General features: G+C 48.2%; 10 protein-coding genes. 3 read left to right on the forward strand and 7 right to left on the reverse strand.

The genetic code is table 11. The features are described 5' to 3' along the window. The first annotated feature begins 2 nt into the window (after positions 1-2). On the forward strand, positions 3-2,531 hold the full coding sequence (gene hrpB / locus QMA13_RS25185; protein ID WP_282936463.1) for an ATP-dependent helicase HrpB: 2,529 nt from the start codon (positions 3-5) through the stop codon (positions 2,529-2,531). 121 nt (positions 2,532-2,652) lie between these two features. On the opposite strand, the gene pckA is transcribed toward hrpB, so the two are convergent. The 7 genes from pckA to QMA13_RS25220 form a co-directional block, all read right to left on the reverse strand. Further along, entirely contained in the window at positions 2,653-4,233 is a 1,581-nt protein-coding gene (gene pckA / locus QMA13_RS25190; protein WP_282936464.1) for a phosphoenolpyruvate carboxykinase (ATP), read from the reverse strand. Positions 4,234-4,269: 36 nt separating this feature from the next. Beyond that, positions 4,270-4,452: a GapA-binding peptide SR1P gene (locus tag QMA13_RS25195; RefSeq protein WP_282936465.1), complete on the reverse strand. Its 183-nt coding sequence runs from the start codon at positions 4,450-4,452 to the stop codon at positions 4,270-4,272. Next, complete coding sequence (gene gap, locus QMA13_RS25200; RefSeq protein ID WP_282936466.1) at positions 4,425-5,465, reverse strand: type I glyceraldehyde-3-phosphate dehydrogenase; 1,041 nt, start codon at positions 5,463-5,465, stop codon at positions 4,425-4,427. Before gap ends, QMA13_RS25195 begins: the two co-directional genes overlap by 28 nt. Before the next feature lie 219 nt (positions 5,466-5,684). After that, positions 5,685-6,809, reverse strand: a complete 1,125-nt coding sequence (locus QMA13_RS25205; RefSeq protein WP_349254168.1) for an MFS transporter — start codon at positions 6,807-6,809, stop codon at positions 5,685-5,687. 125 nt (positions 6,810-6,934) lie between these two features. Continuing rightward, entirely contained in the window at positions 6,935-7,420 is a 486-nt protein-coding gene (locus QMA13_RS25210; RefSeq protein ID WP_282936467.1) for a MarR family winged helix-turn-helix transcriptional regulator, read from the reverse strand. A gap of 114 nt (positions 7,421-7,534) precedes the next feature. After that, positions 7,535-8,305 (reverse strand): sugar phosphate isomerase/epimerase family protein, encoded by a 771-nt coding sequence (locus QMA13_RS25215; protein ID WP_282936468.1) that lies wholly within the window; start codon positions 8,303-8,305, stop codon positions 7,535-7,537. 95 nt (positions 8,306-8,400) lie between these two features. Then, a complete protein-coding gene (locus QMA13_RS25220; protein WP_282936469.1) occupies positions 8,401-10,194 on the reverse strand; it encodes a glycoside hydrolase family 36 protein in 1,794 nt (597 codons plus the stop codon). Positions 10,195-10,462: 268 nt separating this feature from the next. On the opposite strand from QMA13_RS25220, the gene QMA13_RS25225 reads away from it, so the two are divergent. Together QMA13_RS25225 and QMA13_RS25230 are read left to right on the forward strand one after the other, a co-directional pair. Next, positions 10,463-11,335, forward strand: coding sequence for an AraC family transcriptional regulator (locus QMA13_RS25225; protein WP_282936470.1), 873 nt, complete (start codon positions 10,463-10,465; stop codon positions 11,333-11,335). 101 nt (positions 11,336-11,436) lie between these two features. Then, positions 11,437-11,898 carry a DinB family protein gene (locus QMA13_RS25230; protein WP_282936471.1) on the forward strand — a complete coding sequence of 154 codons (462 nt, stop codon included), beginning with the start codon at positions 11,437-11,439 and terminating at the stop codon, positions 11,896-11,898. Positions 11,899-11,948 lie beyond the last annotated feature (50 nt).

The raw sequence follows: 11,948 nt of genomic DNA on the forward strand, positions 1-11,948 counted from the left end.
CTATGAATCTATTACCGATTGATCCCGTATTACCTCAACTTAAAGAATCGCTGCGATCCAGCTGTAACGCCGTGCTGGTTGCTCCACCGGGTGCAGGAAAAACAACTCGTATTCCCATTGCATTACTGGACGAGCCTTGGCTGGCGGGACGCCGCATCCTCATGTTGGAGCCACGTAGGCTCGCTGCTAAATCCGCAGCCCGATTCATGGCTGCCTCGCTCGGGGAGAAAGTAGGCCATACCGTGGGCTACCGCGTGAAGCTCGATACTCAGGTAAGCGCGTCGACGCGAATCGAGGTCGTAACTGAAGGCATTCTTACCCGCATGCTTCAAGCTGACCCCGCATTAGAAGATGTAGGAATTGTCATTTTCGATGAATTTCACGAACGCAGTTTGCATGCCGACACCGGCCTCGCCTTGTGTATTCAATCTCAATCACTGCTGCGTGACGATATGAGGATATTGATTATGTCGGCAACCCTAGACGCTGAACCCGTCGCTCAGCTATTGGACGATGCTCCGATCATTGTTAGTGAAGGGCGAAGCTTTCCTGTGGAGACACGATATTGGAGCCGCAATGCAGGGGCAAGGCTCGAGGCCTCCGTCGTCCGCTGCATTGTGAATGCACTCTCCAATGATCCAGGCGATCTGCTCGTCTTCCTCCCAGGCGAAGGAGAAATAAGGCGGGTGGAGGCTTTGCTCTTGGAGCAATCCCACTCCCCTGTACCGGGCCAGTTCCTGAAGATTGCTCCACTCTATGGCAGTTTGCCTCAAGACGCACAAGATATAGCCATTGCACCCGGTCGTCCGGATGAGCGTAAGGTTGTGCTCGCAACCTCGATTGCTGAATCGAGCCTTACGGTAGAGGGCGTACGCATCGTTATCGATGCGGGACTCATGCGAGTCCCCCGCTTTTCTCCGCGCACAGGGATGACTCGGCTCGAGACGATTCACGTCTCGAGAGCGTCCGCGGATCAGCGCCGAGGCCGTGCCGGGCGGACAGCGCCTGGTGTGTGCTACCGGCTCTGGACGGAGCAGGAAGACCGCAATCTTCAGCCGCGCAGCGTGCCCGAGATTGCGGAAGCCGATTTGGCGCCGCTTGCTCTAGAGCTGGCGCAATGGGGCGTCATGGATCCGGCCGAGCTGTGCTGGCTAGATCCTCCGCCTGCAGCGGCATTCTCGCAAGCCCGTGAGCTGCTGCGCAGCCTAGGAGCGCTTGATGCCAGGGGCAGCATCACCGAGCACGGCAAAGGCATGGCTGCGCTAGGTCTTCATCCCCGTCTTGCGCATATGCTCCTTCATGCAGTCGAGATGCAGCTGGGCAGCCTCGCATGTGAGCTGGCTGCACTTCTGAATGAACGCGATATCCTGAGAAGCGAAGGCACCGGCAGAAATGCCGACATTCGGTTACGCATTGAAGCTCTCCGTAAAGCGGCTTCTGCTGATCGTTCCCATGAGCCTTATCATGAAGGCTTCCGAATCGATATGGCTGCCTGTAAAAGAATAAATGCCGAGGCCAATCAATGGAAACGCGCGCTTAAGCTGCCGAAATTCCACTCTATTGAAGATGTGGACAGCTGCGGTATCCTGCTTGCGCTTGCCTACCCTGACCGGATCGGTCAGCGTAGACCGAACGGCCGCTACTTGCTGCAAAATGGTCGTGGAGCTGCATTTAATGACATGCAGCCGTTGGCTAGCTCTCCTTACTTGGTCGCAGCGGAACTGGATGATCAAGGCGCAGAAAGCCGCATCCATCTGGCAGCACCTGTAGAGCTAAACGATTTGGAAAAGTATATGATAGATCAGCTTGAGGAAGAAACCTGGGTTGGCTGGGACTCCTCTGTTCAGGCTGTACGTGCTAGAAAGCGCCAGCGCCTGGGAGCCTTGGTCTTGAAGGATGTGCAAATCACTCAGCCTGATCCGGATGCAGCGCTCAACGCCTTGCTTGAGGGAATCTCCCTAGAAGGCTTATCCATCCTGACGTGGACCAAAGCGGCAAGACAGCTGCAGCAGCGCATCTGTTTCATGCATCAGGTTGATCCTTCATGGCCAGACGCTTCGGAAGAAGCATTAATTTCAACACTCGGCGAATGGCTCTCGCCTCACTTGTACAACCTGAAAAATCGCAGCGAGCTTGAAAGGCTTCATCTAGCCGATATACTGGAAGCTTGGCTTACATGGGACCAACGCCGGGAGCTGGATACCTATGCTCCGACCCATATAGTCGTCCCTAGCGGCTCCCGTATACCAATAGATTATTCCGATCCGTCATCACCGCTGCTTGCCGTTCGTCTTCAAGAGATGTTCGGTCTTACGCAAACGCCACTCATTGGGCGTGGCAGCGTTCCGCTCACGCTTCATTTACTCTCACCTGCACGGCGGCCTGTGCAAGTGACTAAGGATTTGGCCAGCTTCTGGGCCAATGCGTATTTTGAGATCAAAAAAGATCTAAAAGGACGTTACCCAAAGCATTATTGGCCTGACAATCCTCTGGAAGCCATGCCTACGAATCGTACACGCCCCCGGGTGTGACTCTATACTAATAGGAAGCGCCAAAAGACCCGGCATGCTGTTAAGGCATAGACCGGGTCTTTATGCTGTTATAGAAGCTTCTTAAATAGTTGTACTAGCACCTATCGTTTACAATAACATATCATTCAGGCTTGGGACCTGCGTTACGGATAGCCTCCGAAACATCTCCTAACTTCTCGAAGTTTCGAATGAAACGGCCTGCGAGCTCCAGAGCTTTCATATCATAAGCTGCTGGATCCTCCCAAGTCTTGCGAGGCTGAAGCACTTCGCTCGGAACACCTTCGACATGATCCGGAATGCCAACACCAAAGATCGGATCCGGTGTAAACTCAGCCTGCTCCAAGCTTCCGTTCAATGCTGCAGTAACCATGGCTCTTGTATAGGCCAAGTTCATTCTTTTGCCTACTCCGTAGCTGCCTCCAGACCACCCGGTATTTACGAGATACACTTTGGCTTGATGCTCATCAATCTTTTTGCCGAGCATTTCTGCATAAGCACTTGGGCGAAGCGGCAGGAACGGCGCCCCAAAGCAAGAAGAGAATGTTGCTTCAGGTTCTGTCACTCCACGCTCTGTACCTGCCAGCTTCGACGTATAGCCAGAAAGGAAATGATACATTGCTTGCTCCTTCGTCAGCTTGGAGATGGGAGGAAGCACTCCGAATGCATCCGCAGTTAAAAATACAATAACACCAGGATGTCCGGCAGTACCAGGAATGACAGCATTAGCGATGTATTCAACCGGGTATGCCGCACGTGTATTTTCCGTTAAGGAGTTATCCGAGTAATCAGCGACGCCGCTCTGAGGATCCAGAACGACATTTTCGAGTACCGTTCCTTTTTGAATAGCATCCCAAATTTGAGGCTCTTTCTCCTTGGTAAGTCCGATGCATTTGGCATAACAGCCGCCCTCGAAGTTGAATACGCCCCGGTCTGACCAACCATGCTCATCGTCACCGATCAAGCTGCGGTTAGGGTCCGCAGACAGTGTCGTTTTGCCTGTACCAGACAAGCCAAAGAACAAAGCCACATCTCCCTGCTCACCAACATTGGCTGAACAGTGCATAGGAAAAACTCCTTTGAAGGGAAGCAAGTAATTCAATATACTGAAAATCGATTTTTTCATCTCTCCGGCGTACTCTGTACCGCCAATCAGTACGACCCGACGCTCGAAAGAAACGACGATGAACGTCTCCGAGTTCGTTCCGTCTTCAGCAGGCTCTGCTTTTAAGCCCGGCATTGCTATAACCGTAAACTCAGGTTGATGAGCTGCCAGCTGCTCCTCCGTTGGACGAATGAACAATTGGCGAACAAACAGATTGTGCCAAGCACGCTCGTTAATCACACGGATCGGTAGTCGATATTCACTATCTGCCCCTGCAAAGCCATCGAAGACGAATAGCTCACGTTCTTTCATATAATCCAACGCCTTAGCGTATAGCTTTTCAAAATGAACTTGTGACATCGGCTGGTTGACTGCGCCCCAAGCTACATGCTCCATAACCGACGGCTCTTCTACGATAAATTTATCCTTTGGCGAGCGCCCGGTATATTTGCCTGTAGTGGCCGCAAACGCACCCGTAGATGCAAGCTTCCCTTCCTTACGGCTTAGGGCATATTCAACCAATTGCTCAGCTGAACCATTCCTATGTGTGTTTTCTTTCGCCAAAGCGAACGGATCAAGTGTAAGTTCATTTATTTTCATTGGTTTTTGAATCCTCTCTCAGGTGAGTGTAATGGTTTATATCGATGCCGTTTTGGCAGACAATACTTCTTGTTTGTTGTTTTTTTCCTTGCATTGTGTATGATCGCATTGGCTATAATAAGTAATTACTTTTTCCGTATCTACTGTATCGATGATTTCTCCACAATGTTTGCATACAATGACCCCCAACTCTAAAGAACCGCCATAGATGCTTCGCATGCTTCTCCCACCCTTTCGCCTACGGTTTGAGTTAATTCCACAACGCGACAAGCATAAGCCCACTCGTTGTCATACCATGCCAACACTTTAATTTGATCGCCGGATGCCATAACAGATAAGCCATCAATAACTGCGGATTTCGAGCAGCCGACAAAGTCAACGGATACTAAAGGCTCTTCGGAGTAATCTACATAATGAGCAAAAGCTCCTTTAGCTGCGGATCGAAGTGATTCTCTTACTTCTTCCAGCTCAGCCGGGCGTTTAACTTGAACCGTTAAGTCAATTAACGAAACGTCCTGAGTAGGAACTCGAACCGAGAGACCTTCAATGTGAGGTGCCAAATGCGGAAGTACGTCTACCAAAGCTTTGCCTACTCCGGTTGTCGTTGGAACAATGGACTGCGTGCAGGCACGAGCTCTTCTTAAATCCTTGTGCGGATTGTCCAGATGATTCTGATCCGATGTTGAGGAATGGATCGTCGTCAACCAGCCGCTTTTCACTTGAAACGCATTGTCCAGAATAGCTAAGACAGGAGCGACACAATTGGTCGTGCAGGAAGCCGCCGACAAAATCGAATGTCGGGCTGGATCATAAGATTGATCATTAACTCCCATAACAACAGTAAGATCCATTTGCTTTCCGGGTGCGGTTACGATGACTGATGATGCGCCAGCTCTCAAATGCTTCTGAGCGCCTTCACGATCATTGAATTTACCCGTAGCATCGACAACAAGTTGAACGCCTAGCTGGGACCATGAAATATTGTCGGGATCACGCTCATAAACCACTTGAATCGGATGACCGTTAATAATCAATACTCCATCCTGAATGGATATTTGCGCCCCCCATGTTCCATGCACCGTATCGTATTTCAATAAGTGTGCAACCGTTTCCACCGGATAAATACTATTAATAGCTTTTAAAATGATGGACGATTCCGGGCTAGAGCACATTCTTCTCACCAATAATCTGCCGATTCTTCCCATACCGCTAATGCCTACACCTGTTGTCATGTTCTGCCTCCCTCAGTTATTGTGCATCACTTATATATATGGTATATCATATTTGTATTTATGACGCAATATATAATCGATAAGATGTACTATAATGGGTGAAAAGTTTTGTTTATAGCGTCATAATCTTAACAAAAAAACACCCTATACTACAAAACACGTAGGATTACGTAGTTTATAGTAAGAGTGTTTTCAGGTCTTCATTGTAAATGTAAAGGATTAAGACTTCGTGACAGGCTGACTCCGCTTGGCGCCTATAACGTACAAAGCATATAAAATCAAGAACAGGAGCATACTGACAGCAGAAACTCTATACATCCCCGCATAGCCCGTTCCTGCTGCGACAAAACCTAAGCAAACGGAGCCTATGGCAATTCCTAAATCGATAGAATTATAGAACATTCCCGTCGCCACTGCACGTCTCTCAGGAGCGCTTCGCTGAATGGTCCATGCTTGCAGCGATGGCTGAAGCATTCCATATCCAATACCGTAGCAAAACGCGGATATGACGAGCAGCGTCATGCCTGATGCATAGGATAGCAGGATCAAACCCAGAGCTGTAAATAAAGCTCCTGGCGGCAGTACAGCTGCATGACCTTTTCGATCGAAGAGCTTACCCGAAAATGGCCGAATAATAAGAACCATCATAGCGTTAAACAAGAAGAACCAGCCCACATTGCCAAGCGAAACTTCTTTGCCGAACAAGGCAATAAACGTAATAAGACCTCCATAAGTGACAGACAAGAGCAGATTCAAGCCACATGGGAATACAGCACCTTTCTCCCATATCCCGCTGCTTCCTCTAGTTTTAGTATGAGAAGAAGCTGCTGCTTCTTTTGCTGGAAAGCGAATGAAGGCTGCGAGTGGAAATACGATTACGGCTAGTACGGATGTAACCCCGATAAGCGTATTAAAGCCATACGCATTCAACAGCCAAAGTCCAATAACCGGGGCGATGGACATCGACAAACTGGTCGATAAACCAAAATACCCCATGCCTTCCCCCATCCTATTTTTCGGAATAATTTCAGAAGCTAATGTACCGAATGCCGTTCCTGCAATAGCAAAACCAATCCCATACACGATTCGAAGTACAAGCAAGGATCCCAAGAAGTGCATAAAAGCGTATCCTGCAGTAGAAACTGCAAATATGATAAGCCCTATAAACATAAGGCGTCTTTCTCCCATGAGCGCAAACAGTCTAGCTGCAAATAAACGGGTGGCTATCGCCGATACCGCGAATAAGCTGATGACGAAGCTGATCATCGTGCCGCTGCTGCCAATGTGTTTGATACATGAGCTGGCAGTGAAGGAGTAATCATTTGAAGATTTAAATAGACGCATAAGTTACATAAGGTCAGAAAAATAAAATTCATCGTCCAGAGCCTGGACGACGAGGTTTGTGGTGGTTTCATTGTGTTGTAAATTCCCTTCCAGTCTTTCCATAGTTGTAGTAGCAAGTTGGCTAATTATTTGCCTTGACCCTGGGAGTCATCATGAAGCTGCTCGGCTGTACGGCTGATTTGCAAAAGCAATTGCTTCAATAGTTCCTGTTGAGCAAATGGAATGTCGCTGGCAGCATCCTTCAGCGCTTGCAGCTCGATCGGCACAAGCTTCTCCGCAAGCTCGATGCCAAGCGGCGTCGAATAAACGCAAAATGACCTGCGATCCTCTGCATTCATTTCTCTGCGGACATACCCTTTCCGCTCCAAAACGTCCAAAATTCGAGTTGTGGTAGGCGGATCTTTATCCGCACGGGCAGCAAGCTCCTTCTGACTAATCCCGTCATTGCCCTGCAATCGGCAAAGCACTGTCCACTGCTCCGGAGTAATGTTAAAGGGCTTAAATCGAATCAGCAGAAGCTGAAACATTCTTCGATATGCTTTTCCAAGCAAAAAGCCGAACGATCCATCCAAATCATAAAATTGCAATTCAGCTCGTCCTTTCCATCTCATATTTAATTGTTATAACAACAATATCACAAACAACTAAATGCTGCAATTTTTATTTTGTAACAAAAAAACCCGTACGCTTCCTTCGAAGCGGTACGGGCACACGATCTAATACTTTTATAGGTCAATAAGACCTGTCTTTTGCAAGTTATTAAAGCTGATGGTAAGACTCTCAAACGGATTCCGTCCGTAGCACTGATCCTGCTCGACAGCTCCCCATTCAACACCAATTTCATTGCAGGCTTTAAGGATACGATTGAAGTTCATGTTACCTTCTCCAACCTCAGCAAAACGCTGCTCGCGATCACCAGTAACCGCCATATCCTTCAAGTGAACAACTTTCATTCGGCCATTCACCTTGCGAATCCAGTCAACCGGATCGGCACCGCCTGCTTGTACCCAATACACATCCAATTCGAAATCAAATGCTGACGGATCGGATTCTTCAAATAAGATATCCATCCCTGTCCGACCATCAAATTTAGCAAATTCAAAGCTATGATTATGATAGATGAACGTTAATCCTGCCGCTTTCAGCTTTCTTCCGATTTCGGAAGCTTCTTTCGCGAAAGCCGCGTAGCCCTCAGCACTTGTCCGATACTCCTGTGGCAAACCGCCCAAGCCTACGTACTGGCAGCCCCAGATCTTATGCTTCTGGATAACACTGTCGAGATTGTTCGCCAAATCCGGATAACCGATATGCGTCGCACAAATCGTCAACTGCTCTCGATCCGCCAATTCCTTCAACGCTTCATTGTCAATAGGTCCTACACCAGATACTTGTACAGCATTGTAACCGATTTGTTTTACTTTTTTCAGCGTTTCGGCAATATCTTCCGGTGTTTTCAAAAACTCTCTTAACGTATAGAGCTGTGCTGCAATTTTCAATTAGGACATCTCCATTCATATAAAATGAGGATCTAGTAGTTCAACATCAATTTACCATATTCGCCTTCATTGTTCTACCATAACTTCCCTATTTCTTATATCTTTGGTGTTGATGGATAGAGTACAAGTACGCGCGCCGAATGCGGAGGCATATCCGTTAAGGTAAGCTGCTCTTGGTTAAGGCCAAGCTCTTCGCCCGTCCAGAAATCCTCTATGTGCCCCGCTTGATCTAATTGGACAGTCAGCGTTGAAGCCGTTTCCTGCCAGTTAAACAAGCACAGCAGCTGACGGTCATGTTCATTGACTCTGCCTACGCGGAAGCTGTCATCATCAAACCGAGCCGCTATATTGCGTGTAGTCAATGCTTTTTTCACCATGTCCATATGGTTCGAAGACATAGAAGACATATCGTCGCCAGACAGTACCATACCCCCGGAAGCCACGATATATGCCGCATGGAAGGTAAACTCATCCGGTGTAATGGAGGATAACCCTCGACGCACGGTTCCATCAGGATCCACGAGCTTAATATTGCGATTCTCAAGCACCAGGCAGTCTGGATCGTTAACCCACAGACGATTATGCTGCCAGTTGCGGGAGAAGCCTTCAGCCGCTAGCAAAGCAAATACAGGCCATTTCCGAGCAATATCGCCTGTTACACGCATCCCGTGAACTGTTCCAAGCGACGGCCACATAGGAGCGTTACAGCCTAACAAGAAGCTGTCTTGTCCAGCACCCTCCAATACAGCCTCCATACCCATCCGATAGGCTTCTACTTTCGTTGCCTCCGGAATATAGCGGCGTCCACCCGGCAGAGCGCCCCACATGTTCGCATCCAGCTTAAAGTAATGGCATCCCCACTCTTCGCGCATGGTCCTGAACACATGGCGCAGATAATCACGCGCTTCCGGATGCGTGCCGTCGAGCATGTACCAAGGTCCTTCGCGCCAGCCGCCGAACGATATTTTGTTCGAAGCAAGCGGTTGTCCATGCTCATCTTGAATGAACCAATTCGGATGCTCCTGGAACAATGCCGATTCCTGCTGGGCGATAAATGGTGCTACCCAGATAGCAGGTTCAAAGCCTTCGGATTTGATCTGCTTGCACAGCTTCTCCATATCGGTGAACGATTTGCCTGGAACAAGCCAATCGCCCATATAAGCTTGATATCCATCGTCGATTTGAATATATCTTAATTGAGGCGCTTGCTCGCCTATCGCGCGTAAGTTATCGAATATATTTTGCTCAGTCACTTCGGGTCCGAAGCAGTACCAGGAGCACCAGCCGTTAGGCGCGTTTGGTGTCTCAAGTCTAGGATGGTGAGACTCCAGCTGTTTGCCGAATTGCTCCAGAAGTGCTTCTCGATCACTTCCTTCGAAGATAGCGAAGCTTTCCAGCTCCCAGCTTTGTCCTGGTTCGATGACCAGCTGTTCTCCGTCCAGCACGACCTCATAATGACCATCGCCCAATCGGATTTCTCCTGTATAACAGCTGCAGGAAGTAAAGCCCATCAGCATATAGCTCGATGTATCCGGCGATAGCAGCACAAAGTTATAGGCAGTGAAGAAGCCTTCCGTAGCAGGAAGCTTGTAATGCTTACGATCGTCGAACTTCCCAATAAGACCCGGTTGCCCGATGGTCCCTCCATATTGGGACAGCATACTGTAGCCTTCGCCGTAAAACTTAGTTTTATTTGTATAAGGCCACTCTCCTTTAAACAGCACCATTTCTTTGACAGATACAGGTGCATCGCCTTCATTGACAAGGCGGAACGTGGCGGTAGAGCCATCCCATACCGTGATAATGCGGGCTTGGTCGCTAATATTGCCATTGGTCTCTCTTACAAAGGAAGAGGCTCTTTGAATAAAGTACGTATGAGTAGAAATCATCGCCGTAAACACTCCATTGCTCTAATTTGTTGTTTTCTCTACTAGCTAAAGGTTCATTCCTTACTTCTTTTACTCCAGAAGTATTAGTAAATATTATAGCAATGAAGACATAGCTTGCATTTACCCAAATGTCGACGATTTGCACGATTGTAGGATAAAATATTGTTATAGGTGTTGTTCCATGATAGCCTTGAGCTAGTCCATAGCACCATGCTGCCATGACATCAGCGTATCTTAAGCGAGGTGACTTCGTTTGCATTCCAGCACTGTGTCTATAAATGAGCTTCATTCACGCATTCTTAGCGCCAACTTTTATCCGTTCAAACCAGGACAAGCAGTGGGTCCACGCTGGCCTTATGTTCATATCTTTATCTACATTACAGAAGGCTCAGGCCACATTAAGATTGGGGAGGAGACGTGGGAGGCAGAAAAGGGAGATTTGTATTATATCGCCCCTGGCGCTGCTCACGTGTTCACTGCGAAGCAAGATGATCCAATGGTCCACGCGTCCGTGTATGTAGATCTAATCTCTCCCTCCACTCCCAAGTTAAAGGGAGATACCCAATTAAATGTCCACGATATTTCCAAGTACGATCTGTCATTGTGCGCTTCTAAGGTAGATTTTACGGATGGCTTTACTATACCGGTTCATACACGTGTGCCGCGAAATGCAGTTTGGCTGGAGCCTTTTTTCTCTGTCATCGAAACCTACTTCGATTTGTCACTCGGTAACGATCTGCTGCTGCGCTCCTATTTTGAGTCCTTTCTTGTCCGTTACCTTCAATACACATTGAAACCGCAAAACACCTTTTATGACTTGCGGATCGCCAAAATGATCGAATGGCTCGGAGAGGCCGAAGCCTCTAACGCTAATGTTACCGAGTGGGCCCGACGGCTAGGCATCAGTACGGCATATTTATACGAGCTGTTCCGCAAACAGACAGGAACTAGTCCGCAAATCTACCTGCTTCAATGTAAGCTTGATAAAGCCAAGGCCTTCCTGCGGGAAACGAATATGCCGGTTACAGAAATTGCATTTAAGCTAGGTTTCTCATCGTTGCATTATTTTGCAAGACAATTCAGCAAATATGTACAGGAGTCTGCCACACAGTATCGGCAGCGGTTTCGCGGATTCGAGTAATGCGTGCTCGGAACATTCCCTTACTCCACTCCGTTACGTGCAAATACTCGTCGAAGCATAGTATAATATGGAATGAACAGAACCCATTTGGAGGTAAGAAGATGAGAGAAGAGTTTATTTTTTCATTAATTTCCAGAACTAGAGATAAGCTTCTGAAACAGGCGGAGCAGTGCCCGGCAGATCAAAGAACCGTTGTCCCCGAAGGCTTCAATAACAATATCCTATGGCAGATGGGGCATGTCCTTACGGTGACGGACGGATTGGTCTTCAGTATCTCGGGACATCCTACGGAATGCCCAGCATCGTACCGCTCTTTCTTCGGTAATGGAACTAAACCTGCTGATTGGACCGAAGAACCACCTGCCTGGGAAACAATCATTGAGCAGTTGAAGGAACAGCCAAGCCGTATTCAATCCGTCTTATCCGGAAAGCTGTCTCAGGGTTTGGCGAAAGAGAACTTTATGAAAGCGGAGTCGATCGACGAGCTCCTTCCCTTCCATATTATGCATGAAAGCACTCACTCCGGTATGGTCAGCGGTTTGCTTAAAGCTTTGAATCGTTAGACAGAGAGTTGAATCCTATATCGCGATAAGCGTCAGGTTAAACGCAGCAG

The organism is Paenibacillus sp. RC67 (assembly GCF_030020805.1).
Lineage (GTDB): Bacteria > Bacillota > Bacilli > Paenibacillales > NBRC-103111 > Paenibacillus_S.